The sequence below is a fragment of the Lachnospiraceae bacterium oral taxon 096 genome (assembly GCA_018141845.1).
Lineage (GTDB): Bacteria > Bacillota > Clostridia > Lachnospirales > Lachnospiraceae > F0428.
Genome location: CP073340.1, coordinates 1074600 through 1100894 on the forward strand (window position 1 = coordinate 1074600; position 26295 = coordinate 1100894).

Here is a 26295-nt window from a genome sequence, read left to right on the forward strand (position 1 = left end):
ACAGGTTGCGTTCATAAAATGAAGGGAGAGAAAGTATCGTGGCAGCGAATAAAGAAGTTCTAGATGCCGTATTGAGGGCACAGGAAGATAAAAATTATTTTGATGCACTCGTAGAATCGAACAGAAAATTTGTGACAACTTGTACAAGCAAGGCACTTGGAAGAAGTGCAAGTGAGAAAGATGTACAGGAGGCCTTAAAGATTTTTAAGGCAACGATTTATGAGTATGATGGTTCACAGGGGGAGTTTAGGGCATTTGCAGAGAAGCGAATTGCACAAAAGATGAGAGTGAACCCAAGCACAGTATCGGAGGCGGAGAAAAAGCCAGTAGTTCATCCTTCATCTCAGCTAAATGCAGAGGAAGATGCAAGGGTTCAGGCAAGAATGCAGGAACAAGGGCCAGCAAAGCGTATGGGAACACCGAGCATAAAAGATGAGATTGAACGGTTACAAGAGGCGATTTCTCGATATGATTTTACACTGTTTGAGTTGGCGGATAACACGCCAGAGCAGGGCAAGGAGAGAACGATTTGTGCCGATGCCATTGTACTTTTGGCAGAGGATAAGGAGTTATTTGCTCAAATGCGTACAGATAAGGAACTTCCCATTGCCGATATTCGAGAGGAAGTGGCTGGACCAAAGAAGGTCTTTGAGGAAAATCGAGAATATATTATTGCCGTGGCAGAGATTATGCACGGGGATTATCCGAGACTTAGAGAATACTTTGACTATATCAGAAAGGCGTTGAGGGCATAAGAGATGAAGGCAGTAGTATTAGAGATAAGGGGCGCACATGCGGCCGTTCTTCAAGAAGATGGTGTCATTGTCAAGGTGGAAAAGGGAAGTTTGCGTGTTGGAGATACCGTCAATGTTGCAGAAACTGTAGAAAAAGAGACAACTCCTAGCAAGGGATTTGGATTTGGAAAATTGATTATTGCGGCAGTCGCTATTTTTGTTGCCGTAATTGTTGGTGTCAATATAAAAAATACAAAGTTTGCCAGTTCCTATGTTTCTTTGGATATTAATCCATCTATTGAGTATGGCATTAATACAAATAATCGCATTGTGACTATTAAAGCTTTGAACAGTGATGCAGAAAAAATTGTCAATAGCTTAAATGACAAGGGAGTAAAGAAGGTTACTTTCTATGATGCAATGAAGATGACGGAGGAGTTACTTCGTCAAAATCAATTTATTACAGGTGACACCAACTATATTCTTGTAGATGTGGCATCAAATAATAAAAACCGTGCAGGCTTTTTGGAAAATGCTGCACAGGAGGCATTTAAGAGCGTCAATACAACACTTCCAATGGGACAGGGAAGTTCTTTGGTTATTCGCAGGTCTTCCATTGCCGATTGGAAGAAGGCAAAAAGCTATGATATTTCTTCGGGATATTATGCAGAAATCAAGGAAATTGTGAGAGCGAAGGGAAATGCGTCGAGCAAAGTGGGGAAAAATGATATTGCCCAGTACAAGGGAATGAGTGTGCAGGAGCTGATTCAGGCAGAAAAGAATCCATCTCAGGCAGTGGAGACCACAGCCCCAGAGAGCGCTTCGGCCAATACTTCAGCGGCTCAGACAAGTAGTGATATAGAGTCAAATAATACTAATACAACGACAGCAACACAAAGAAGCAACCAAAATAATGTCCAGAGTAATATAGCAACGGCACCAGCAAGAAATAATAGTTCTTCAAGGCAGCAGACAACTACAGCAGCACAAAGTAGAGCACAGCAACCAAGTGAAAGCTCCAGCACAAAGCAAAGTAGTGCAAGACAGACAAGTACTGCACAGCCAGAAAGCAGCAGTAAGGCAAGTAGCAGTACAAAGGCAAGTAGTAAGGCAGCACAAAGTCATGAGGCCATTCAGGGCACAACGGCAGCACCAACCCATGCCCAGACCCATGAGCAGACAACCCATGCTCAGACTCATGAGCAGACAGTCCGTGAGACTACTCCAACAGAAACAAGGGAGAAAGAGCAAACAAGGGCAAGGAAAACTGAGCCAGCACAGGTTGCACCAGGATCTGGAGATGATGATGACAATGGAAAGACAAAGACAAATTTGGAGTCAGATGATGCAGAAAATGGTCCAGGAGCAAATAACTAGAAAATACTTGCAAAGTTTTGATGAGTATGATATACTGTACAAGCTGTTCAGAAACTTACTAAGGTAAAGAGCGGTAAAAATTCGCTGGAATAATAGATTTTTTTGTGAATGAGGTGAGATGATGAGAGAAGGAATACATCCAGAGTATTACCAGGCAACAGTTACATGTAACTGTGGTAACACATTTGTGACAGGTTCAACGAAGAAGGATATCCACGTAGAGGTTTGTTCAAAGTGCCATTCATTCTACACAGGACAGCAGAAGGCAGCTTCCGCACGTGGACGAATTGAGAAGTTCAATCGTAAGTATGGAGTAAAAGCAGAATAAGTTGAAAAACTTTAGAAGGTTGGGCAGTTGCTCAACCTTTTTTGCTATACAGATGGAGAAGAGAAAATGAAATATTCAGGAATTGGTGGTCAGGCAGTGATTGAGGGCATTATGATGAGAAATGGGAAAAAATATGCCACAGCTGTCCGAAAACCAGATGGAGATATTGCCGTACAGGTCGATACTTATGAAAGTGTTTCAGGTAAGTGCCCAGTATTTCGCTGGCCATTTATTCGCGGTATCTTTGCTTTTGTTGATTCAATGATATTGGGAATGAAGACATTGGCCTTTTCAGCAAGTTTCTTTGAAGATGATGAAGACAGTAAGCCGTCAAAGGTCGAAGAATTTTTGGATCGAGTGTTTGGAGAGAAGGCGGAGAGTGCCATTATGACACTTTCTATTCTTTTTTCTGTGGTGGCGGCCGTGGCCATTTTTATGGTTTTGCCACTGCTATTGAGCAATATTGTCAAGAAATTTACAGAAAATTATTATGTCATTGCATTGTTTGAGGGAGTGTTGAGAGTGGTCATCTTTGTCAGCTACATTAAAATCATTTCTCGGATGGAAGATATTCAGCGGACATTTATGTATCACGGTGCGGAGCACAAATGCATCAATTGTGTGGAGCATGGAATGGACTTGACAGTGGAAAATGTAATGAAGAGCTCAAAGGAGCACAAAAGATGTGGAACAAGCTTTCTAATTATTGTGATGATCATTAGCATTTTATTTTTTATGGTCATCCGTGTGGACAGCATTCCATTGAGGATTTTGAGCCGAATTGTCTTAATTCCTGTCATTGCTGGCATAAGTTTTGAGTTTTTAAGTCTTGCAGGTCGAAGTGACAGTGCACTTGTGAATATTTTGAGTAAGCCAGGACTTTGGATGCAGGGCTTGACCACAGCAGAGCCAACACCTGATATGGTTGAAGTGGCGATTCGTGCGGTGGATGAAGTGTTTGATTGGAAGAAATACCTGAGAGAAAATTTTGATCGGAGTGGGGCAAATGCATAATTTGCGAGAGGTCTATACAGAGGGAAAAAATAGATTACAAAAGGCAGGAGTACAGTCCTATGAATTTGATGCAAGGCAACTTCTCTTTTTTGTTTTTTCCATTGATGCCAATCAATATTTGCTCAATCAGAGTATGCCCTTTGGTGAGGAAGAGGAAAAAAAAGTAAATTCCTATTTTGAGGCGATTCAAAAGCGATCAGAAAAGATTCCATTGCAATATATCACAGGAGAGCAAAATTTTTGTGGACTTGATTTTTATGTCAATGAAAATGTATTGATTCCTAGATTGGATACAGAAGTATTGGTTGAAAAAATTTTGGAATATGAAGAGCCAGGGCAGAGGGTAATGGATATGTGTACAGGTTCGGGTTGCATTGCCATTACATTGCAAAAACTTGGGGGATTTCAAGTGATGGCTGTGGATATTTCTGAGGAGGCATTGACATTGGCAAGAAAAAATGCACAGAGAAATCAGGCACAAGTCACATTTTTTCAGTCAAATATGTTTGAGCAACTCTCCAATACTTCTAAGGTGGATGTGATTGTGAGCAATCCACCTTACATTGAGAGCAAAGTGGTCGATGAATTAGACGACGAGGTAAAAAAATATGAGCCAAGGCTTGCACTGGATGGGATGGAAGATGGACTTCACTTTTATCGTATCCTGGCGAGAGAAGGCAAAAGATTTTTAAATGAGGGTGGAAGGCTATATGTAGAGATTGGCTTTGACCAAGCTGAGGCGGTAAAGGAAATTTTTGGGGCACAGGGATTTTTGGATATCCAAGTTTACAAAGACCTTGCAGGACTTGACCGTGTTGTGGCGATGCACCGATAGAAGAAAGGATACGAGATGTTTGATAACTTAGAGGATATTTTAATACATTACGAAGAAGTTATGATGGAGCTTGGTAGCCCAGATGTGGCGAATGACCAAACAAAATTTAGAAAATTAATGAAAGAGCAATCAGATTTATTGCCACTGGTAGAGGCCTATAAGGCCTATAAGGAGGCAAAGCAAAGTCAGGAAGATGCCCTTTCTATGCTGGATACCGAGAGCGATGAAGAAATTCGCGAGATGGCAAAGGAAGAACTTGCCGAGGGAAAGAAAAAAGAGGCAGAGCTTGAACAAGAATTAAAGATTTTATTATTACCAAAGGATCCAAATGATGACAAGAATATTATGTTGGAGATTCGTGCAGGTGCAGGTGGAGATGAAGCGGCTCTTTTTGCAGCTGAACTCTATCGCATGTATGTGCACTATGCAGAGAGTCAGAATTGGAAAGTAGAAATGATCAATGTCAATGAAAATGGTATCGGTGGATTTAAGGAAGTTGTGGCCATGGTTACAGGTAAAGGAGCCTATTCAAAGATGAAGTATGAGTCGGGCGTACACCGTGTACAGCGTGTGCCAGAGACAGAGTCTGGCGGAAGAATTCATACCTCCACGGCATCCGTTGCCGTTATGCCAGAGGCGGAGGAAGTGGATGTACAGATTGATATGAATGATATCCGCATTGATGTTATGCGTGCTTCAGGAAATGGTGGACAGTGTGTCAACACGACAGATTCTGCAGTGCGACTGACACATTATCCAACAGGAATTGTCATCTATTCTCAGACAGAAAAGAGTCAGCTCCAAAATAAGGAAAAGGCATTTGCACTTCTTCGCTCAAAGTTATATGAGATTGAGCTTGAGAAAAAGCAAAGTGCAGAGTCTGCTGAGCGAAAGAGTCAGATTGGTACAGGAGACCGCTCAGAAAAGATTCGAACTTATAATTTCCCACAAGGACGTGTGACGGATCATCGAATTAATTTGACTTTATATAAACTTGACAAGATTATGAATGGAGATATTCAAGAGATTATCGATGCATGTATTGCTGCAGATCAGGCGGCAAAGCTGGCTAAGCTCAATGAACAATAGGCAATGATGTCGCAGGATTGCAATTTATTTTTCTTGGGCGTATAATATTTCGTAGTCAAAGGAAAGGAATCATCATCAAATGGAGAAGAAAGATTTAGATTGGGGAAATTTGGGATTTGGTTATATGACAACAGACAAGCGCTATGTTTCTAATTTTAAGGATGGTGCTTGGGACAATGGATCGCTGACAGAGGATGCCAACATTGTGCTCAATGAGTGTGCAGGTATCCTGCAGTATTGCCAGGAATGTTTTGAGGGGTTAAAGGCCTATACCACAAAGGATGGTCATATTGTGACCTTTCGCCCAGACTTAAATGCACAGAGAATGATGGATACGGCAGTGCGCTTAGAGATGCCCGCATTTCCAAAGGAGAGATTTTTAGATGCCATTGACCAGGTGGTCAAGGCCAATGCAGCGTGGGTGCCACCTTTTGGCAGTGGTGCAACATTGTATTTGCGTCCATATATGTTTGCTTCATCACCAGTAATCGGAGTGAAGCCAGCACAGGAATATCAATTTAGAGTATTTGCTACACCAGTGGGACCTTACTTTAAGGGTGGTGCAAAGCCAATTACTCTTTGTGTGAGCGATTTTGATCGAGCAGCACCACATGGAACAGGCAACATTAAGGCGGGATTAAACTATGCAATGAGCTTACATCCATTGATGGAGGCACATCGCAATGGCTTTGATGAGAATTTATATCTTGATTCAGCGACAAGGACATTTGTCGAGGAAACGGGCGGTGCCAACTTTATCTTTATCACGAAGGACAATGAGTTTGTCACACCACTTTCTGATTCCATTTTGCCATCCATCACTAGAAGATCATTGATGTATGTGGCTGAGCACTACCTTGGCTTGAAGGTGACACAGAGAAAGGTAAGATTTGATGAGGTCGCTGACTTTGCAGAGGCTGGTCTTTGTGGAACAGCAGCTGTGATTTCTCCAATTGGAAAGATTGTCGATCATGGCAAGGAGATCCTGATTCCAAGCGGTATGGAGCAGATGGGACCAACAACAAAGAAATTATATGATACATTGACTGGTATCCAGATGGGTGAAATCGAAGCACCAGAAGGATGGATTCGAAAGATTCTGTAGTTGATGATTGATATGGAGGGCATGGTAAGATTACCATGTCCTTTTTGTGTGAGAAAGCACAGAATGTTCTCAAGGTAGAAAAGTTACATTTTATGCTATTTAGTTACTTGCAATTGCTTATCATACAATTTAGACTGCATTTCGTACTAATTTTACCGTCATTCGTGCTTTTTATTAGAGTTAAATAGAAACTGTGCTATACTTAGCACAGTCAGAGAACAACGAATTCTACTGATGTAGGAATAACCAATAAATGAGTGATACGGGGAGGAATGTTAGAGTGATTTGCAATGGAGGGTTAGAGCTTCAGAGCAAAAGTAAAAGTGATTTAGGAAGTGTTAAAGTGATATAGGAGAAGTTAGAGTGATGATTTTGTGATGGAGGGTTAGAGCTCCAGAGCAAAAGTAAGAGTGATTTAGGAAGCGTTAAAGTGGTATAGGAGAAGTTAGAGTGATGATTTTGTGATGGAGGGTTAGAGCTCCAAATCAAAAGTAAGAGTGATTTAGGAAATGTTAAGTGATATAGGAGAATGTGGTATAGGGATGATAAGAGCTGTTTGCTAAAAGGTAAACAGCTCTTATTATTTTTGTAAAAAAATATTTCTCTTTACAGAATTACTTTAGTATGTTAGCATAAAAAAGCTAAAGAAGGTGTAAATGGAGGAAGAAGTGATGAAAAAGAGATATTATTTATTAGCTGCAGGAGTTTTGCTTGTGTCTGTGTTGACAGGTTGTGGTGCAAAGGACAAGACAGAGGCCAAGGGCACACAGGCTACAGGTGAGGTATTGACTGTTGGATTTGACCAAAATTTTCCACCAATGGGATTTAAGGGGGATGATGGAAAGTATACTGGATTTGATTTAGAGCTTGCCGCAGAGACAGCAAAGCGATTAAATATGCAGGTGAAATATCAGCCAATTGAGTGGGATGCGAAGGATATGGAATTGAATAGTGGAACCATTTCTTGCATCTGGAATGGCTTTACAATGACGGGCAGAGAAAATAACTATACTTGGTCAATGCCATATATGAAAAACAAACAGGTGTATGTCGTCAAGGCTGACAGTGGCATCAATAGTGCTGCGGATTTAAATGGAAAAATTGTTGAAGTGCAGGCCGATTCCTCAGCAGAGGCTGCACTCAAGGAACAGCCAGATACGGTGGCAAAGTTTTCAAAGTTTCAGACAACACCAGATTATAACACAGGATTTCAAGATTTAGAGATGGGATCAGTAGATGCCGTGGCTATGGATACAGTGGTGGCTAGCTATCAGCTCAAAAAGCGTAGTGACAATCAATTTAAAATTTTGGATGACACAATTTCTAGCGAGGAATATGGCATTGGCTTTAAAAAGGGAAATGAAGAATTAAAGAACAAAGTTGATGGTGCACTCAAGGAAATGGCAGCGGATGGAACAATGAAGAAAATTTCTGAGAAGTGGTTTGGCGAAGATGTCACCATTGTGGGCAAGTAGGACGAGATGATGATTAAAGCAATGTTAGAACAATTGGTCAGTGGTATGGGGGTGAGCATACAAATTTTTGTAATTACTCTCGTGTTGTCCCTTCCACTTGGGCTGTTGATTGCACTGGGAAGAATGAGTAAGAATGTGATTCTCTCTTCCATTGTAAAAATTTATATTTCGATTATGCGAGGAACGCCATTGATGTTACAATTGATGGTAGTCTATTTTGGACCTTACTATCTGTTTGGAATTAAAGTCAGCAATGGCTATCGAATTTGGGCGGCACTGATTGGATTTACTGTCAATTATGCTGCGTATTTTGCAGAGATTTATCGAAGTGGTATTCAAGCTATGCCATCAGGGCAATATGAGGCGGCAAAGTTATTGGGCTATTCAAAGAGCCAAACCTTTTTTGTCATTATTCTTCCACAGGTCATTAAAAAGATCCTACCATCGGTGACCAATGAGGTCATCACCTTGGTAAAGGACACTTCTCTTGCCTTTACCATTAGTGTGGCCGAAATGTTTACAGCGGCAAAGGCAATGGCAAGTGCTCAGGCTAGTATGATGCCATTTGTGGCAGCAGCAATCTTTTATTATGTCTTTAATTTTATTGTGGCTTGGTTGATGGAATTTGTAGAGAAGAAATTGGAATACTATAAGTAATGGAGGGGACGATGAATATATTGGATATGAATAATGTCAAGAAGTCCTTTGACGGTCTTGGCGTACTCAAGGATATCTCCTTGCATGTGGCTGAGGGAGAGATTGTCTCCATTATTGGACCATCGGGTTCAGGAAAGTCGACATTACTTCGCTGTGCCACATTGTTGGAGACTATGGATGATGGCACACTCACCTACCAAGGAGAGGATATTGCCACAAGTAAGGCAGGAAAAAGTGTATATGTTTCCAAATCAAAGATGCAAGAAATTCGTTCTTGTTTTGGCTTGGTATTTCAAAACTTTAATCTCTTTCCTCATTTTACTGTGTTAAAGAATATTATGGATGCACCGATTCGAGTACAAAAAAGAGAGAAAAAGCAAGTGGAGAAAGAAGCGAGAGAACTTCTTAAAAAAATGGGACTTGTGGAGAAGGCAGATGCCTATCCCTATCAGCTTTCGGGCGGGCAATGCCAGAGAGTGGCCATTGCCAGAGCATTGGCTCTCAATCCAAAGATTTTATTTTTTGATGAGCCGACATCTGCACTTGATCCAGAGCTCACAAAGGAAGTACTCAAAGTAATTAAATCACTTTCCGATTTACATATTGCCATGGTGATTGTCACCCATGAGATGAGCTTTGCAAGAGAGGTTTCTGACCGAGTAATTTTTATGGCAGATGGATGGATTGTAGAAGAGGGAACACCAGACAAAGTATTTGCTTCAAACAATGAAAGAACAAAAAATTTCCTTGGTCAATATGGAAATTAGTCGAGTCTCGGATGGCCTTGCTGTCTGAGACTTTTTGGAGGGAAAAATGAAAGTTTATTTTATTCAACATAGCAGTTTTTTGGTAGAATTTGAGGAGTTTCACCTTTTGTTTGATTACTATGGTGGAAAGCTTCCCAAGGTCATTGGTCAAAAGCCACTCTTTGTTTTTGCAAGCCATGTGCATGCAGATCACTATAATCCTGTGATTTTTCAGCTTGATGGCAAAGAGACGACCTATATTTTATCCAATGATATTCCTGTAGAGCCAAAACAAAATATTCATCTTTTGGGGAAAAATCAAAGGGCAAGTTATACAACACCAGCAGGAAAAATGGAGGTAGTTACCTATCCTTCTACGGATGAGGGCGTTGCTTTTATCATTGATGTGGCGGGCGTTAGGCTCTATTTTGCTGGGGATTTAAATTATTGGTATTGGGAAGGAGAGCCAAAGGAGTGGAATTTGGGGCAAGAACGGGACTATAGGGCAGCACTTGAACAGATTCATTCCCAAGTTGAAAGGGATAAAAAAGGAGTGGATATTGCCTTTGTTGTACTGGACAATCGCCAAGGTAGGCATTACAATTTAGGTATGGATGCTTTTATTGAGAAAGTAGGTGCAAAGTATATTTTTCCAATGCACCTCAATGGGAGTTTTTCATTAATTGATCGATATATTGATGGTGAGAAAGACAAGAAAAAGAGCATTGTGAGATTAGAAAAAGAAAATCAATGTGTGGAGGTTAGCATATGATGATATTGAGAGGGGCTAGAATTATTGACCCATCTAGTCGAATCAATCAGGTGGGCGATATTCTGGTCAGTGAGGGAAAGATTATTAAGGTCGGAGAGGATTTGTTACTTGATGCACCACTGATTGCCCGTGCTAAGGGAGAAAAGTTAGAGACCATTGATTGCACTGGACTGGTGGCAGCACCAGGATTTGTTGACACCCATGTTCACTTTAGAGATCCAGGGCTTACCTATAAGGAGGATATTCAATCGGGAGCACTGGCGGGGGCAGCAGGGGGATTTACTACAGTGATTATGATGGCCAATACAAAACCTGTGGTAGATAGTGAAGAGAGTGTGCTCTATGCCCAAAAAGAGGGAAGAAAAGCCCCAATTCGTGTCAAAACCTGCGCGACAATCACAAAGGGAATGATTGGCAAGGAATTGGTGGATATGAAGTTATTAAAGGATGCGGGAGCAGTTGGATTTACAGATGATGGTCTGCCGATTATGGGAGAGGATTTAGTGAAAGAAGCCATGCATAATGGCAGGGTATTAAAGATGCCATTGTCTTTTCATGAAGAAGACCATGCCTATATTACAGAGCCTGGAGTCAATGCAGGAGAAGTGGCAAAGAAGATGGGACTTACAGGGGCAGATCGCTTGGCTGAGTCAAGTATGGTGGAGAGAGATTGTAAGTTGGCCAAAGATACGGGGGCGGCCATTGTTATTCAGCACATCAGTGCCAAGGAAAGTGTAGAATTTGTGAGGAAGGCAAAAAAGTCAGGGGCAAGGGTCTATGCTGAGGCGACACCACATCATTTTTCACTTACTGAAGAGGCTGTTCTTCAATATAAAACATTGGCAAAAATGAATCCACCGCTTCGAGAAGAAGCTGATCGCTTGGCCATTATTGAGGGGTTACAAGATGGCACCATTGATGTGATTGCCACTGACCATGCACCCCATTCCAAGGAAGAAAAAGATAGAGAGTTTGTCAAAGCACCAAGTGGAATTATTGGACTTGAGACAGCACTAAGTCTTGGAATTATGAATTTGGTTAAACCAGGGTATTTGAGTTTATCTCAATTGGTGGCGAGAATGTCCACAGAGCCAGCAAAGATCTATGATTTGGATGCAGGGACGCTAAAGGAAGATGCACCAGCAGACATTGTGCTCTTTGACCCAAAGAAGGAATGGACTTATGACAGAAGCTACAGTAAGTCAAGTAATTCCCCTTGGCTTCATCAGAAATTGAGGGGAAAAGTAGTGATGACCATCTGTGGTGGAAGAATTGTATATCGTGAAGAATAAGAAGGGGGAGCTTTTGCTCCCCTAGATTTTTTATATTTTTTTTGCACAACGAGAAAAGACAGCCGCTCGGCTGCCTTTTCCCTGTTAGAGTGATATAGGAGTGCATAATGCACGTATGTAGTGAAAGATCAACGCAAGAAACTCTCAACTACAAGGAGCATTCTATCATAATAAAGTGGAGTTGGCAAGAGGTTTTTACAAAAAATAAAAAATAATTTACGAAATTTAAATACTGTTACATAAAAAAATAAAAAAGTAGTTGACAAAAGGATGGACTTCTGTTATAGTACAAATATAACAAGTAGATAAACGGAGGTGAGTGAATGAACATTAGTAAGTTTACACAGAAATCTGTACAAGCTGTGCAGGGGACTGAGAAGTTGGCGTACAGTTATGGAAACCAACAGATCGAAGAAGAACATCTTCTGCTGGCATTGTTGCAGGTGGATGACTCTTTGATTTTAAATTTAATTGAAAAAATGGGCATTAACAAGGAGATGTTTGTCAATGAGGTAACTTCTTTGGTAGAGAAATTACCAAAGGTCAGTGGATCATCTTCTTCGGTATACATGAGCAATGATTTAAATAAAGTACTGATCAGTGCTGAGGATGAGGCAAAGGCGATGGGAGACGAGTATGTCTCAGTGGAGCATTTATTTTTGACGATGCTTCGCTATCCTAGTCAGAGCATTAAGAACTTATTTAGGATGTATGGCATTACAATGGACAGCTTTTTAAAGGTTCTTTCTCAAGTGAGAGGAAATCAAAAGGTAACTTCAGATAATCCAGAGGCAACCTATGATACATTGACAAAGTATGGCAGTGACCTTGTAGAAAGAGCAAGAGATCAAAAGCTTGATCCTGTCATTGGTCGAGATGCAGAGATTCGAAATGTCGTTCGGATTTTAAGCCGTAAGACAAAGAATAATCCTGTACTCATTGGTGAGCCTGGTGTTGGTAAGACAGCTGTAGTAGAGGGCTTGGCACAGCGAATTGTTCGAGGTGATGTGCCAGAGGGATTAAAGGATAAGAAGCTCTTTGCCCTTGACATGGGAGCTTTAGTTGCTGGTGCAAAGTATCGAGGCGAATTTGAAGAGCGATTAAAGGCCGTTCTCGATGAGGTAAAGAAATCTCAAGGAGAGATCATTCTCTTTATTGATGAGCTCCATACGATTGTTGGAGCAGGAAATTCTGAGGGCAGTATGGATGCAGGAAATATGCTAAAGCCAATGCTTGCTCGAGGTGAGTTGCACTGCATTGGTGCGACAACTCTTGATGAGTATAGAAAGTATATTGAAAAGGATCCAGCACTGGAGAGAAGATTTCAACCTGTACTGGTCGAACAGCCAACAGTTGAAGACACCATCTCTATTCTTCGTGGATTGAAGGAAAGATATGAGACTTACCATGGAGTAAAAATTACGGATGCAGCCTTAGTTAGTGCAGCTGTACTTTCTGACCGCTACATTACGGATAGATTTCTTCCAGATAAGGCCATCGATTTAGTTGATGAGGCCTGTGCACTCATTAAGACGGAGATGGATTCTATGCCATCAGAACTTGATGAGCTGAGAAGAAAAACCATGCAAATGGAAATTGAAGAGGCAGCACTAAAGAAAGAGACCGACAGCCTTTCAAAGGAAAGACTTGTTGATCTTCAAAAGGAACTTGCGGAATTGCACGATGAATATGCACAGCAAAAGAGCAAGTGGGAGTCAGAGAAAAAGAGTGTAGAGGGGTTGGCTTCTCTTCGAGAGGAGATTGAGAATGTCAATCGAGAGATTCAGGATGCACAGAGGCGATATGACCTCAACAAGGCCGCAGAGCTTCAGTATGGAAAACTTCCAGAGTTGCAAAAGAAGTTGGCTCAGGAAGAGGAGAGAGTAAAGAAAGAGGACTTGAGTCTTGTTCATGAGGCGGTGACAGAGGAAGAGATTGCAAGAATTATTTCACGCTGGACCAATATCCCAGTGGCAAAACTAAATGAGTCTGAAAAGCAAAAGACTTTGCATCTTGATAAGATATTGCATGAGCGAGTGATTGGTCAGGATGAGGGTGTCACAAAAGTTTGTGAGGCCATTCAAAGGTCAAAGGCTGGCATCAAGGATCCAAATAAGCCAATTGGTTCCTTTCTATTCCTCGGACCAACTGGTGTTGGTAAGACAGAACTTGCAAAGAGTTTGGCAGAGGCTTTATTTGATGATGAAAGCAATATGGTTCGACTCGATATGAGCGAATATATGGAGAAATTCTCCGTGAGTCGTCTTATCGGTGCACCTCCAGGATATGTTGGATATGATGAAGGTGGTCAACTTACCGAGGCTGTGAGAAGAAAACCATATTCGGTTGTGCTCTTTGATGAGATAGAAAAGGCACATCCAGATGTGTTCAATGTATTGTTGCAGGTGCTTGATGATGGACGAATCACCGATTCCCTTGGAAAGACAGTAGATTTTAAAAATACCATTATCATTATGACTTCCAACATTGGTTCTCCATATTTGCTAGAGGGCATTGGAGAAGACGGAGAAATCACCAAGAGTGCACAGGATGCCGTAATGAGCGATTTGAGAGCTCATTTTAGACCTGAATTCCTAAATCGTTTAGATGAGATTATTCTGTTTAAACCATTGACCAAGGCCAATATTGGTGGAATTATTGATTTGCTGGTTGAAGATGTCAATAAGCGATTGGAAGATAAGGAGATTAGCATTTCATTGACTGATGCAGCAAAGCAGTTTGTTGTTGATCATGGTTATGACCCAGTCTATGGTGCCAGACCACTCAAGCGCTACTTGCAAAAGCATGTGGAGACGATGGCTGCAAAGATTATCCTTGGAGACCAGGAACTGCAAAGGCATGATGTCATTGTGATTGATGTCAATGCGGACGGCACAGATTTGGCAGCTAAAGTACAAAAAGCATAAATATAGATGAATAAAAGTCAAAAAGCGAAATTTTTCCCAGTGGGAGAGATTTCGCTTTTGTGCTATAATAAGTATCCGAAATAAGAGGAAAGGATAGAAATGGTGAATGAGTAGTCATTTAATTCATCTATGGACTTGGTTGTGGGACCATTTGTTTTTTATTAATGTGTTGCTGTCTATTTTCATTATATTTTTTCAAAGAAGAGACCCAAAGGCGGTGTGGACCTGGCTTTTAGCACTCAATTTTATTCCTATCTTTGGGATCTTTTTTTACTTATTGCTTGGGCAAGATTATCAAAAGTCAAAGATGTTTCGCATTAAGGGAGTGGAGGATGCTCAAAAGTATGAGGCAAAGCGTCAGGAAAATCTGCTTAGGCAGAATGTACAACTAGTCAAAGATGTGTATGCCAGAGATTATGAGAAACTGATTTACTATAATCTCAATGCGGGCAATTCTATTTTGACATTGAAAAACCAAGTCGAAATTTTCAAAGATGGAAATGAAAAATTTAATGATTTGATTGGAGAACTAGAAAACGCAAAGCGATATATTCACATCCAATACTATATTATCAAGGACGACTATCTGTTTGATCGCATTTCTAAAGTGTTGATAAAAAAGGCCAATGAGGGCGTAAAAGTTAGAGTGCTCTGCGATGGTATGGGGGGAAGATTTATGCCAAGAGCGAAGTGGAATACACTCAAAGCAGCAGGAGTTAAGATTGGCATTTTCTTTCCACCAACACTTGGTCGCATTAATCTGCGTGTCAATTACAGAAATCACAGAAAGTTAGTTGTCATTGATGGTGCAGTGGGCTATGTTGGTGGATTTAATATAGGAAAAGAATATGTTGATGGAGACCCTAAATTTGGGCATTGGAGGGATACCCATTTAAAGATTCGGGGAGAGAGTGTATTTTCACTCGAAGTTCGCTTTGCACTAGATTGGCATTTTACAACAAAAGAAAGTCTATTTGAATCAGAGTACTTTGAATATAAACCCCTTGAGCAAAAGTCAGGGGATTTTGCAGGAATTCAGATTGTTACCAGTGGACCTGATTCAAAGACAAAGTTAATTCGAGATAATTATATTGAGTTGTTTCGAATGGCGAGGCATCATATTTATATTCATACGCCCTACTTTGTGCCAGATGATGCAGTGATGAGTGCGTTGTGCTTTGCAGCAAGAAGTGGTGTCGATGTTCGGTTGATGATCCCAAGCTTCCCCGATCATCCCTTTGTGTATTGGGCAAGCACCAGTTGGGCGGCAAGCTTACTTCTTGCAGGTGGAAGAGTCTACACTTATCAGAAGGGATTTTTGCATGCCAAGTCGGTTATGGTTGACGGCTGGTGTGCGAGCGTAGGTACAGCAAATATGGACATTCGAAGTTTTGAACTAAACTTTGAAGTCAATGCGACCATTTACCACGAGGCGACGGTGGAAGTTTTAGAGAAAAATTTCTTGGCAGATATTCAAGATTGCAGGGAAATGACGTGCACAGATTATGAAAATCGAGGCATTGTTCGAGGTATTGTGCAGCGTGTAAAAGAACAGGTGAGTCGGCTACTCAGCCCGCTCTTATAAGGAGGAAAAATGTTAAATACAGTAGGAACATTAGTTATGGTCGCCATATTTTTAGTTTTAAGTATTCCCAAAATGCACAGACTAGAAAGATTGAAAAAGACAGACCCATTGATTGCATCTGAAGAGGCACAGGAGGCGGTAGTAGGTATCTTTCAGCGTGTACTCAAGTGGATTGGCGTTACCGTAGAAGTATATGGCGTGGAAAATATTCCCGAAGATGAGGCAGTGCTTTTTGTGAGCAATCACAGAAGCTATTTTGATATTTTAGTTGCTTATGTCTATACACCAAAAATATTGGGCTTTATTGCCAAGTCAGAGATCGAAAGAATTCCTCTTCTTTCCAACTGGATGCATCTGGTGAATTGTCTATTTTTGGATAGAAAGGATATGAAAAAGGGCTTGCAGACGATTCTTGCTGGAATTGATTCTGTTCGTCATGGTGTATCGATTTGGATTTGCCCAGAGGGAACGCGAAATAAAAACCCAGATCCAAATAATGTGGCAGAATTTAAGGAGGGTTCCTTAAAGATTGCAGAAAAGAGTGGAGCAAAGATTGTTCCTGTCTCCATATCAGGAACCGCAGGGATTCTTGAAAAGCAATATCCGAGGATGAAAAAAGGACATGTTATTATTGAATTTGGCGTTCCAATTGATATTCAAAAGGTGGCACCAGAAGAAAAGAAGCGTCTTGGTGCAATGGCCAGAGCACAGATTATACAGATGCAGGAGAGAAACAACAAATAGCAGGGGGTTAACAAGTGGAACTACAAATGGTGGAAACTTTACCAGATAAAGATAAGGAGGGATTGGAGGTTGTCTATCAAGGTATTGAAGGGGCGTACTCCCAGATTGCAGCACTGACCTATTTTGGGGAAAAGGCTCATTACAATCATGTGGTGCGATTTAGCGATGCAATGAGGGCAGTGGAAGAAAGAAAGGCAGAATATGGTGTCATTCCGATTGAAAATTCTTCTGCTGGTGCAGTGGTTGATACCTATGATTTACTCTTTACACATAACGTGACCATTGTTGGGGAGGTCTATATTCCAATTCATCATGCTCTCCTTGGCGTCAAAGGGGCAAGACTTGAAGACATTGATGTTGTCTATTCCCATCCACAGGGATTGATGCAGTGTAGTAAGTTTTTACAACAGAGGAATTGGAGTCAAATTAGTCTACTGAATACAGCAGTTTCTGCCAATAAAGTCAAGGAAGATGGAAAAAAGAATCAAGCAGCAATCGCAAGTTCATTGGCAGCAAAATGTTATGGGCTTGATATTTTAAAAGAAAAGATTAATAATAACCCAGAGAATACGACTCGCTTTGTGGTCGTTGCTCATGAACGCATTTACACGAGGGAAGCAAAAAAAATTAGTGTTATGTTTTCCTTGCCACATCGAGCGGGTACACTTTACAATATTTTAAGAAATTTCCACGACAATAACCTCAACCTTCTAAAGATTGAGTCAAGACCTATTCCAGAGAAAAAATGGGAGTATCATTTTTTTATTGATATTGAGGGAAATTTGCAGGACAAGTATGTGATTTTGGCACTTCGTTCTGTTGCCAAGGAGACAGAGGATTTAAGAATTTTGGGAAATTACTAGGGGGAAAAGATGGACATTAGTGATTTAATATTGTATCGAAATTTTGCATATGAAGAGTTGCTGTTTGGCATGTGCGATATGCTCGAAAAGGGAAAAAGAGACCATATGGCTAAGTATGCGGGAGATCTTGTGGAGATCGCTGGGCGATATGGGCTGGAGGGAAATCTTTGGCATGCCTTTTTGGCACTTTGTTTGGCGAACAATGAAAATTCTTATTCTACAGCTTGTGAGATTGTGGGAGAGGTCGAGGGAAGTATCAATGAATTAGCTCTTCACGACTTTACGATTTTTAAGCAACTTTTTGACTATGATTTGACTGAGCTTGGGGATAAGGTATTTTGTGAGCTAGCAAAGTACAAAGGAACAAATAGAGAATCAAAGTTAATTAATCAGAGAATAAGAAAGAGACTTTTAGAACTTTCCATTTCTTTAGAAAATACAAAGTCTGTCATTGAATTTAAGGACACAGTGACTGAGTTTTATAGGGAATTTGGTGTGGGAAAATATGGACTCAATAAGGCATTTTCCCTCAAAGAAGGAAGAGATAATGAGGCGATTATTGAGCCAATCACAAGAGTTGAACACATCTATCTGGATGATATTGTGGGCTATGAGTTGCAAAAACAAAAACTTGTGGAGAACACAGAGGCATTTTTAAATGGTATTCCTGCCAACAATGTACTTTTATATGGAGATGCAGGAACAGGAAAGTCTTCCAGCGTAAAGGCGATTGTAAATACCTACTATGACAGAGGTCTTCGCATTATTGAGGTCTATAAACATCAATTCCGTATGTTGGCCAATGTACTTGAACAGATTAAGGACAGAAATTATAAGTATATTATTTATATGGATGACTTGAGTTTTGAAGATTCCGAGCTTGAGTATAAATATTTAAAGGCGATTTTGGAAGGTGGCTTTGGAAGAAGACCGGATAATGTATTGATCTATGCGACAAGTAACCGAAGACATCTTATTCGAGAGAGCTTTAAGGACAAACAAGAGACGGATGAGGACTTACATAGCAGAGATACCGTGCAGGAAAAAATTTCACTGTCTGCACGATTTGGCGTGAGCATCTACTATGGATCTCCTGATAAGTGCGAATTTAATCGCATTGTCAAGGAGATTGCAGAAAAGGAAAATATTCATATGCCAGAGGATAAACTATTCCTAGAGGCAAATAAGTGGGAGCTTAGTCATGGCGGACTTTCAGGAAGAACCGCACGTCAATTTGTTACTTACTTGTTGGGAAGAGGAGGAAGAGATGAGTAGTTCAATGCGCTATCGAGATAGGAGACAACAAAAAGAAGATGCTCCAATTCAATTTGAAAGAGCAGTGACTGGACTTTGGATTATTTTGATGTTTGTTGTGTTTCCATTGATTGTTCACGATGCCTATTTTGATTTATTGGAGACAAAATTTAAAACATTTGTTGTTCTGACTACGGCAATGTTTTGTGTCATTGTATTTTGGGGTATTGCCAGTGGACGGGCAGGAAATTATATTGGAAAAATTAAGGAAAAAGGATTTAAAAATTGGTTTTTATCTACTTTTGATATTACAGATCGATGCATGATGGTTTTTATTGGTATCGCAGGAATTTCAACATTGACAGCCTATCCCTATATTAAAGAGGCCTTCTTTGGAAACTTGGGAAGAAGTACTGGTTTTGAGCTGTTATTGATGTATGCAATGGCCTTTTTTATTGTGTCAAGATATCTAAATGTTCAAAAGTACTATTTTAAGATCTTTTTAGTTGTGGGAGATTTGATTTGTCTCCTTGGTATAACCGATTATCTGAATATGGATATTATGGGATTTAAGAAGAGAATGATGGCGGGTGAGATTTCTATGTTTGCTTCCACCATCGGAAATATCAATACCTACACGACCTATGTTGCCTATGTCGTTGCACTGGCCGGCGTATTGTTTATCCTCACTCGCATCAATTCTGAGGAGGGAAAAGAGGGAGAGAGCATTGGCAATGTCATCTTTTATTATATCAGTATGGTCATTGGGTTTATTGCTCTTGCTATGGGAAATTCTGACAATGGATATTTGACCTTGCTTGCTTTCTTTGGCTTTGTGCCATTTGTGGCTTTTAAGACAAGAAGAGGAATTCGCCGATACATTCTTACTTTGGCGACCTATTTTACAGGCATTGAGGTGATTAATTGGATCAACAAGGCAAATCCAACCAAAGTTCTTGGCATCAATGGTCTCTATAATGTCATTGCAAACTTTAAGTTTTTAATTCCGTTGACTTTAATTTTGTGGGTGATCGGTGTGATTTTGTGTGTGATGGATTACAAGAAAAACCGTCAGGATGAAAATGCCAAGGCAATAGCAACAAAGATTTGGCTGGTCATTGTGGTTATTGTGGCCATTTTGGGCGTAGCGGTGGTGATTTATGCCAATGCCAATCCAGAAAAAGCGGCAGCTTTTGGCGGATTGAGGGACTACTTAGTATTTAGTGATTCTTGGGGAACATTCCGTGGCTATGTTTGGAGAATGTGCCTTGAGGAATATGCAAAATACCCAATTCTTCACAAAATCTTTGGTACGGGTCCAGATACCTTTGTCATCTATGCATTAAAGTATAGAGCCGAGGATATGATTGCCATCACAGGACAAAAATTTGATTCTGTACACAATGAGTACTTACAATATTTGACCACCATTGGCCCGATTGCATTGATTGCCTATATTGGGATTTTAGTGACTACAATAAAAAAGGGAATTTCTTTTATCAATGAGATGAAGAATGAAGCAGTGGCTTCCTATATTGTGGCATCTGCATTTTTAGTTTTGTGCTATGCTGTACAGGCGACAGTCAATATCAATCTTCCTATCAGCACACCAGTGATGTGGATTTTTATGATGATGATCGCGGCAGCAAATAGAGAAAAGAAAGTTATGGAATAGAGGGAGGGCTTTGCCCTCCCCCTTTATATTGTAGGAAAGTTGCGTGTTTTGGGAAAGTATAGTATAATTAATGGCATTATGTTAGTTTTAAGACCGAGTATATAGTATAGATCGGGAGACAAATAATAGATGAAGAACAATGAGCGTTATAAAAGATTAATAAAGACATGTGCAGCAGTCATAATTGTAGCAGTAGAAGTACTGCTCTATTGGTGTGTCTGGACGGGATATTATAATCGTATTATTGAAATCCCATTTTGGAGAAGAGGTAATTGGCTTATTGTTGGATTGTATGGTGCGATTCTTTTATTTTTTTTAAATACCTATGGAGGGTTGCGGATTGGCTACTTGCGCCATGGAAATTTGATTTATTCACAAATGCTTTCCATTGTTCTAGTGAATATTTTTGCTTATTTGGAGCTTGTGCTTATTGATAAAAAGCTCTATGCACCATGGCTATTTCTGCTTTTGACAGCAGTCGATTTTATTGTTGTTGTCGCCTGGGTATTTATTTTTCAGGCTGTCTATGCAACACTATTTCCACCGAGGTCATTATTGGTTGTCTATGGGGATAAGCCTGTATTTTCTATATGGAAAAAGTTCAATTCTAGAGATGATAAGTATGTAATTTCTGGGGCCATTAGTCTCAATCGAGGGATTGACCATATTCTCCATGAGGCAGGAAAATATGGAGGGGTAATTGTTGGAGATATCCCTTCTCATGAAAGAAACATTATTATCAAAGGTTGTTATGATCAAGGAATTCGAGCCTATGCTGTGCCAAAACTTAGTGATATATTGATGCGGAGTGCCACAGAACTCAATCTATTTGATACACAATTATTGCTCTCAAAAAATGAGGGACCACAGATTGATCAGCTATTTATTAAGCGGGTTCTGGATATTATCATTGCAAGCATGATGTTGATTTTTACATTGCCTATTTTTGTTTTGGCAGCAATCGCCATTTACACAACAGACAGAGGTCCAATATTTTTTCGACAGAAGCGATTGACTGTCAATGGAAAAGAATTTGATATTCTAAAATTTAGGAGCATGGTTGTGGATGCGGAAAAGGATGGTGTGGCAAGGTTAGCAGGACAAAAGGATCATAGGATTACAAAAGTAGGGAAGGTTCTTCGCAGCACACGCCTTGACGAATTGCCACAGCTTTTGAATATTTTGAGGGGAGAAATGAGCATGGTTGGACCTCGGCCAGAGCGACCAGAAATTGCGGCAGAATACAAGAAAGAAATTCCAGAGTTTGATTTTCGCTTAAAAATGAAGGCTGGATTGACTGGATATGCACAGGTCTATGGAAAGTATAATACGACACCCTATGATAAGTTGAAGCTTGATTTGACCTATATTCGAAATTATAGTATGTGGTTAGACTTGAAATTAATGATTTTGACACCAAAAATTCTCTTTATCAAGGAATCTACAGAAGGGATTGAGGATGATGCTCTCAATGCTTTGATTCATACAGAAAATTTGAAGGAAGAGATTTATGGCAAGGTGCAGAATTTGGAAGAGAAGATAGGGAGAGGTTAATGAAAATACTAACTATAGTAATTCCAATGTATAATGTGCAAGAATATATTGAACAATGTCTTCAATCCTTTGTTATTCCGGAAATTATGAATAAGATTGAGGTATTGGTGATCGATGATGGATCAAAGGACAATTCAGCAAATATTGCAAAAAGATATGAAGAGATCTATCCAGAAGCTTATCGAGTGATTCATAAGGAGAATGGTGGTCATGGATCAACAATTAATATAGGAATTAGTGAGGCAATGGGAAACTATATTAAGGTTGTGGATGGTGATGACTGGGTAGAACAACAAGGATTTAGAGATTTAGTGTGTTACTTAGAAAGTACAACAGTGGATCTTGTGATGAGTCAGTATTGTTGGGTGGATCATAAAACAATGAAAAAATCGTGGGAGGTAGATAGACTTTGCAAAAGGGCAGAGTTTGAAAAGGTTTATCTTTCGGAAGATATTCTGGCAGATTCGTTTTTAAAGATGCATGCAATGACCTTTAAGACAAGTATACTCAAGAATATGCCGGAACGATTGGATGAGCATTGTTTTTATGTGGACACAGAATATATGATTTTTCCATTACCCTATGTCAATACAGTGAGTTTTGTTGACGCAAATGTCTATATGTATCGCATAGGAATGGATACACAGAGCATGAATCTTTTAAATATGCAAAAAAGATGTGATCAGCATGAGAAAGTGCTACAAAGGTTATTGATTTATTGCAGTGCACACAGGGGAAATATCAATGAGCGGGCAATGATTGCAGCTGTAGCAAGAGTGGTAACTAGTCAATATAAAATATATTTGAGTTTTGGTCACAGTCGAAAAAAAGCTATGATACAGATGGACCTTATGCTAAAGCACAATTATAAAAAGATTTACGATGCAGTGCAAAATCAAGCAGTGTGTTGGATACGTAGGAGTAGATATTGTTTATTTGATGTGGCAGCATTTGCTGTAAGAAGGAGTATAAAGTAGTGAAAATACAGTCAATTCTTTATCCAATGGGAGAAATCTGTACAGAGCAGTCAATGTACTACAGAGATGTTGGAGAGTGTCGTATATTTAATACTTATTTTAATCTTTTTTCAGTGGCAAAGTGGAAAAAATATACAGATATCACTCAAATTAAGTTAGTATTTGAAGCTAGAGGTGTCCGAGAAGTCTGCATATATGATCTTCATGGAATTGTCTATAGGAAGCGAATTGTAGAGAAAAATCAACAAAGGGGAGAGATTTTACTTAATCTTACAGATTTATATGAGATCGCTTGGGTGAGTATTGTAAAGGAACGAGGGATAGAGCCCTATTTTCAAGCTAGTTTTCAAAGTGTCGAAGAACCCAAACGAAATATAAAAATTTGTCTCGATATTTGTACTTATCACAGGGAAGCATTTTTGGAGAAAAATCTCTATATTCTTGAAGAAGAAATTTTTTCGGATGAAGAGAATGAGGATCATTTTAAGGTCTATGTTGTTGACAATGCCAATTCTTTGCAAATAAGAGAAAGAGGATGGTTAAGCGTATTTGCGAATAAGAATCTTGGAGGAAGTGGGGGATTTACAAGGGGAATTATTGAGGCACAGAGAAATAGGGAAGCAGAAGGATTTACCCATGTACTTCTTATGGATGACGATATTGTTCTTGAACCTGATGCATTGATTCGTTCCTATGGAATTTTATCTTATTTAAAAGAGGAATATAAAGATATTTCTATTGCTGGAGCAATGCTTAGAGAAGATTATCGATATATAGAAAATGCAGCAGGTGAACGATGGTACAATGGGAAATTAATCAATCCAAAGCAAGGACTTGATCTGCGGGATTTTCGGCAGTGTATTCGCAATGAAGTTGAGGAAAATGTAAATTATGCAGGGTGGTGGTATTGTTGTATTTCCTTGGAGGTAGCTACTAAGGAGAATCTTCCACTGCCTATGTTTATTCATCTTGATGATGTGGAATATGGATTGAGAAATTGCCAATATGGTTTTATTTATCTCAATGGTATTTGTGTTTGGCATGGTGTGGGTGAACATAAAAAAACGTCAATTTATGAGTACTATGAACTTCGAAATAATTTGCTATTACGTGCTATACATAGAGATGGTGCGAGTAAGAGAAAGCTACAAAAAGTAGTGATAAAGAGAATGATTCATTCAGTACTATATTATCGCTATCAAGATGTAAAGCTAAATTACATGGCAGTGAAAGATTTTTGCAGAGGAATAGAAGCCTTAGCACAGCAGGATGGGGAGCGCTTACATCAGATGATACTAGAGATGGGGTATCATTCTTTGCCAGTAGAATGTTGCACTAACAATAGAAAACTAATTCAATATGTTCAACATTTCCCTAAAGTTACAAATGAATATCAATTGTATCAAAAGTGGAACACAAAGTTTGGATTGCGAGAAAAATTGACTTTCAATGGGTGGATAATTCCATCTAGGAGTGGTATAATTTCAGCGTTACCGTTTGGGGTGGCAGCAAATCGGTTGTACCGTGTAAAAAAAGTATTCTTTTTTGATCCAGAGACTAAAAAGGGATTTATCACAAGAAAGAGTTATCTAGGCCTATTCAAAAGTTTAATGTATATGATCAGAGCCGTTTTACAGCTTGAGCAAAGTCAAAAGGTTATAGATGAGTATTGTAGTCGTAAAGCGATATTGACCAGCGAGAAATTTTGGAAAAGATATCTAGGAGAAGAAGAATGTCAAAGTTAATAAGGCGATTAAGCATATTTCGCAATTATCAGCCACTACTTAGCCAATTGGTCACAAAGGATATTAAGTTAAAGTATCGAAGAAGTTTTTTGGGATATTTTTGGAGCATTTTAAATCCATTGTTAATTATGATCATTATGGTTATTGTATTTTCAAATATGTTTCGTTTTGATATTAAGAATTATCCGGTGTATTTGATTATCGGTCAGACAATATTTGGTTTTGTTAATGAATCTACGAATCAAGCAATGTTTTCAATTGTTGGTAATGCTCCACTCTTGAAAAAGACCTATGTTCCTAAATACATTTTTACTTTTTCCAAAGTTACTAGTTGTTTAGTGAACACAGCATTTTCTTTAGGAGCAATGTTAATTGTATTTATTGTTTGCAGAATACAATTTACAGTCTATATGATGTATATTCCGATTGTATTATTTCAAGTATATATTTTTTGTATTGGATTAGGCCTATTCTTAGCTCAGGCGACGGTGTTTTTTCGAGATATTCAATATATTTATGCTGCGTTTATGACAGTGTGGATGTATTTGACACCTATTTTTTATCCAATGGAGCAACTGCCGGCGGGCCTGCAAACTATGATTAAGACCTTTAATCCATTGTATTCTTATGTTGCACAGTTTCGAATTTTAGTATTAGAGATGAGATTGCCAAGCTTAGGCATGATTCTTCAGGGCTTTACGATTGCAGTGATTGCTATGATATTGGGGAGCTGGTGCTTTACGAAGACACAGGATAAGTTTATTCTCTATATTTAATGAAGGAGAAAACACTAGTGGATGATTACATAATTGAAGTAGAAAATGCTACGATACGATTTAACATGGCTTCGGAGCGAATTGATAATCTGAAGGAATACTTTATTAAGTTAATAAAGAGAGAGTTGATGTTTAAGGAGTTTTTGGCTCTCAAGGATGTCAATTTAAAAATTCGAAGAGGTGAGGCCTGGGGAATTATTGGGACGAATGGATCAGGAAAATCCACATTATTAAAGATGATTTGTGGAATCTTAAAGCCATATAAAGGGACAGTAAAAATTAATGGAACTATTGCCCCGTTGATTGAGCTAGGAGCAGGATTTGATGGCGATTTGACAGCCAGAGAGAATATATTTTTAAATGGTGCAGTGCTTGGCTATGATAGTCATTTTATGGAGGATCATTTTAAGGATATTGTAGATTTCGCAGAGCTGTGGGATTTTTTGGATATGCCAATTAAAAATTATTCTTCAGGTATGGCGGCAAGGTTGGGATTTGCTATTGCCACAGTTGTTCGGCCGGATATTTTAATTTGTGATGAAGTACTGGCTGTTGGAGATTATGCATTTCAACAAAAATGTGAGCGGCGAATGAATGATATGAGAAAGCAAGGAACAACGCTTTTATTTGTGTCTCATTCGATTGATTCAGTTAAAGAGGTTTGTGACCACGCCTTATGGCTGCGAAAAGGTGTAGAGGTTCAGTCTGGACTTGTAAATGAAGTTTGTGATGCCTATATGGAATCATTAGAAAAGTAAAGGTGAAAATAGG

The 26295-nt window shown here is 39.5% G+C and carries 23 protein-coding genes; all 23 read left to right on the forward strand.

Annotation, left to right across the window (positions count from 1 at the left end; translation table 11 throughout):
• The first annotated feature begins 38 nt into the window (after window positions 1–38).
• The 23 genes from J5A74_05400 (at window position 39) to J5A74_05510 (ending at window position 26282) form a co-directional block, all read left to right on the forward strand.
• Window positions 39–755, forward strand: a complete 717-nt coding sequence (locus tag J5A74_05400; protein QUI96722.1) for a hypothetical protein — start codon at window positions 39–41, stop codon at window positions 753–755.
• A gap of 3 nt (window positions 756–758) precedes the next feature.
• Window positions 759–2111: a hypothetical protein gene (locus tag J5A74_05405; GenBank protein ID QUI96723.1), complete on the forward strand. Its 1353-nt coding sequence runs from the start codon at window positions 759–761 to the stop codon at window positions 2109–2111.
• Between the two features lie 121 nt (window positions 2112–2232).
• The gene (gene rpmE, locus J5A74_05410) at window positions 2233–2439 is read left to right on the forward strand and encodes a 50S ribosomal protein L31 (GenBank protein ID QUI96724.1); all 207 of its coding nucleotides are present in this window, start codon (window positions 2233–2235) and stop codon (window positions 2437–2439) included.
• Between the two features lie 66 nt (window positions 2440–2505).
• Window positions 2506–3453, forward strand: coding sequence for a DUF1385 domain-containing protein (locus J5A74_05415; protein QUI96725.1), 948 nt, complete (start codon window positions 2506–2508; stop codon window positions 3451–3453).
• The gene (prmC, locus tag J5A74_05420; GenBank protein ID QUI96834.1) at window positions 3446–4288 is read left to right on the forward strand and encodes a peptide chain release factor N(5)-glutamine methyltransferase; all 843 of its coding nucleotides are present in this window, start codon (window positions 3446–3448) and stop codon (window positions 4286–4288) included. The genes J5A74_05415 and prmC overlap by 8 nt, the downstream gene beginning before the upstream one ends.
• Window positions 4289–4303: 15 nt before the next feature.
• Window positions 4304–5377 (forward strand): peptide chain release factor 1, encoded by a 1074-nt coding sequence (prfA, locus tag J5A74_05425; protein QUI96726.1) that lies wholly within the window; start codon window positions 4304–4306, stop codon window positions 5375–5377.
• Window positions 5378–5456: 79 nt separating this feature from the next.
• A complete protein-coding gene (locus J5A74_05430; GenBank protein ID QUI96727.1) occupies window positions 5457–6482 on the forward strand; it encodes a branched-chain amino acid aminotransferase in 1026 nt (341 codons plus the stop codon).
• Window positions 6483–7153: 671 nt separating this feature from the next.
• Window positions 7154–7957: an amino acid ABC transporter substrate-binding protein gene (locus J5A74_05435; protein ID QUI96728.1), complete on the forward strand. Its 804-nt coding sequence runs from the start codon at window positions 7154–7156 to the stop codon at window positions 7955–7957.
• Between the two features lie 6 nt (window positions 7958–7963).
• Window positions 7964–8614: an amino acid ABC transporter permease gene (locus J5A74_05440; protein QUI96729.1), complete on the forward strand. Its 651-nt coding sequence runs from the start codon at window positions 7964–7966 to the stop codon at window positions 8612–8614.
• Window positions 8615–8625: 11 nt separating this feature from the next.
• Window positions 8626–9381, forward strand: coding sequence for an amino acid ABC transporter ATP-binding protein (locus J5A74_05445; GenBank protein ID QUI96730.1), 756 nt, complete (start codon window positions 8626–8628; stop codon window positions 9379–9381).
• Window positions 9382–9427: 46 nt separating this feature from the next.
• A complete protein-coding gene (locus tag J5A74_05450; GenBank protein ID QUI96731.1) occupies window positions 9428–10132 on the forward strand; it encodes an MBL fold metallo-hydrolase in 705 nt (234 codons plus the stop codon).
• The gene (locus J5A74_05455; protein ID QUI96732.1) at window positions 10129–11424 is read left to right on the forward strand and encodes a dihydroorotase; all 1296 of its coding nucleotides are present in this window, start codon (window positions 10129–10131) and stop codon (window positions 11422–11424) included. The genes J5A74_05450 and J5A74_05455 overlap by 4 nt, the downstream gene beginning before the upstream one ends.
• Before the next feature lie 323 nt (window positions 11425–11747).
• On the forward strand, window positions 11748–14351 hold the full coding sequence (gene clpB / locus J5A74_05460; GenBank protein QUI96733.1) for an ATP-dependent chaperone ClpB: 2604 nt from the start codon (window positions 11748–11750) through the stop codon (window positions 14349–14351).
• Window positions 14352–14457: 106 nt separating this feature from the next.
• On the forward strand, window positions 14458–15936 hold the full coding sequence (gene cls / locus J5A74_05465) for a cardiolipin synthase (protein QUI96734.1): 1479 nt from the start codon (window positions 14458–14460) through the stop codon (window positions 15934–15936).
• A 9-nt stretch (window positions 15937–15945) separates the two neighbouring features.
• Complete coding sequence (locus tag J5A74_05470) at window positions 15946–16680, forward strand: 1-acyl-sn-glycerol-3-phosphate acyltransferase (GenBank protein ID QUI96735.1); 735 nt, start codon at window positions 15946–15948, stop codon at window positions 16678–16680.
• Window positions 16681–16694: 14 nt separating this feature from the next.
• A complete protein-coding gene (gene pheA, locus J5A74_05475) occupies window positions 16695–17543 on the forward strand; it encodes a prephenate dehydratase (protein ID QUI96736.1) in 849 nt (282 codons plus the stop codon).
• Window positions 17544–17552: 9 nt separating this feature from the next.
• Window positions 17553–18818 (forward strand): ATP-binding protein, encoded by a 1266-nt coding sequence (locus tag J5A74_05480; GenBank protein ID QUI96737.1) that lies wholly within the window; start codon window positions 17553–17555, stop codon window positions 18816–18818.
• Complete coding sequence (locus J5A74_05485; GenBank protein QUI96738.1) at window positions 18811–20472, forward strand: O-antigen ligase family protein; 1662 nt, start codon at window positions 18811–18813, stop codon at window positions 20470–20472. Before J5A74_05480 ends, J5A74_05485 begins: the two co-directional genes overlap by 8 nt.
• Window positions 20473–20601: 129 nt before the next feature.
• On the forward strand, window positions 20602–22026 hold the full coding sequence (locus tag J5A74_05490) for a sugar transferase (protein QUI96739.1): 1425 nt from the start codon (window positions 20602–20604) through the stop codon (window positions 22024–22026).
• Entirely contained in the window at window positions 22026–23003 is a 978-nt protein-coding gene (locus J5A74_05495) for a glycosyltransferase family 2 protein (protein QUI96740.1), read from the forward strand. Before J5A74_05490 ends, J5A74_05495 begins: the two co-directional genes overlap by 1 nt.
• Window positions 23003–24748, forward strand: a complete 1746-nt coding sequence (locus J5A74_05500; protein ID QUI96741.1) for a glycosyltransferase family 2 protein — start codon at window positions 23003–23005, stop codon at window positions 24746–24748. The genes J5A74_05495 and J5A74_05500 overlap by 1 nt, the downstream gene beginning before the upstream one ends.
• The gene (locus J5A74_05505; protein QUI96742.1) at window positions 24736–25524 is read left to right on the forward strand and encodes an ABC transporter permease; all 789 of its coding nucleotides are present in this window, start codon (window positions 24736–24738) and stop codon (window positions 25522–25524) included. The genes J5A74_05500 and J5A74_05505 overlap by 13 nt, the downstream gene beginning before the upstream one ends.
• Window positions 25524–26282, forward strand: a complete 759-nt coding sequence (locus J5A74_05510; protein QUI96743.1) for an ABC transporter ATP-binding protein — start codon at window positions 25524–25526, stop codon at window positions 26280–26282. Before J5A74_05505 ends, J5A74_05510 begins: the two co-directional genes overlap by 1 nt.
• Window positions 26283–26295 lie beyond the last annotated feature (13 nt).

Bases quoted from the DNA above. Each gene is read 5' to 3' on its own strand.
- J5A74_05415 (QUI96725.1), top strand. From the start codon at position 2,506: ATGAAATATTCAGGAATTGGTGGTCAGGCAGTGATTGAGGGCATTATG.
- J5A74_05505 (QUI96742.1), top strand. From the start codon at position 24,736: ATGTCAAAGTTAATAAGGCGATTAAGCATATTTCGCAATTATCAGCCA.
- prmC (QUI96834.1), top strand. From the start codon at position 3,446: ATGCATAATTTGCGAGAGGTCTATACAGAGGGAAAAAATAGATTACAA.
- J5A74_05490 (QUI96739.1), top strand. From the start codon at position 20,602: ATGAAGAACAATGAGCGTTATAAAAGATTAATAAAGACATGTGCAGCA.
- J5A74_05445 (QUI96730.1), top strand. From the start codon at position 8,626: ATGAATATATTGGATATGAATAATGTCAAGAAGTCCTTTGACGGTCTT.
- rpmE (QUI96724.1), top strand. From the start codon at position 2,233: ATGAGAGAAGGAATACATCCAGAGTATTACCAGGCAACAGTTACATGT.
- J5A74_05435 (QUI96728.1), top strand. From the start codon at position 7,154: ATGAAAAAGAGATATTATTTATTAGCTGCAGGAGTTTTGCTTGTGTCT.
- J5A74_05455 (QUI96732.1), top strand. From the start codon at position 10,129: ATGATGATATTGAGAGGGGCTAGAATTATTGACCCATCTAGTCGAATC.
- J5A74_05480 (QUI96737.1), top strand. From the start codon at position 17,553: ATGGACATTAGTGATTTAATATTGTATCGAAATTTTGCATATGAAGAG.
- J5A74_05485 (QUI96738.1), top strand. From the start codon at position 18,811: ATGAGTAGTTCAATGCGCTATCGAGATAGGAGACAACAAAAAGAAGAT.
- J5A74_05510 (QUI96743.1), top strand. From the start codon at position 25,524: ATGAAGGAGAAAACACTAGTGGATGATTACATAATTGAAGTAGAAAAT.
- J5A74_05470 (QUI96735.1), top strand. From the start codon at position 15,946: ATGTTAAATACAGTAGGAACATTAGTTATGGTCGCCATATTTTTAGTT.
- J5A74_05495 (QUI96740.1), top strand. From the start codon at position 22,026: ATGAAAATACTAACTATAGTAATTCCAATGTATAATGTGCAAGAATAT.
- cls (QUI96734.1), top strand. From the start codon at position 14,458: ATGAGTAGTCATTTAATTCATCTATGGACTTGGTTGTGGGACCATTTG.
- J5A74_05405 (QUI96723.1), top strand. From the start codon at position 759: ATGAAGGCAGTAGTATTAGAGATAAGGGGCGCACATGCGGCCGTTCTT.
- J5A74_05450 (QUI96731.1), top strand. From the start codon at position 9,428: ATGAAAGTTTATTTTATTCAACATAGCAGTTTTTTGGTAGAATTTGAG.
- J5A74_05440 (QUI96729.1), top strand. From the start codon at position 7,964: ATGATGATTAAAGCAATGTTAGAACAATTGGTCAGTGGTATGGGGGTG.
- J5A74_05430 (QUI96727.1), top strand. From the start codon at position 5,457: ATGGAGAAGAAAGATTTAGATTGGGGAAATTTGGGATTTGGTTATATG.
- clpB (QUI96733.1), top strand. From the start codon at position 11,748: ATGAACATTAGTAAGTTTACACAGAAATCTGTACAAGCTGTGCAGGGG.
- prfA (QUI96726.1), top strand. From the start codon at position 4,304: ATGTTTGATAACTTAGAGGATATTTTAATACATTACGAAGAAGTTATG.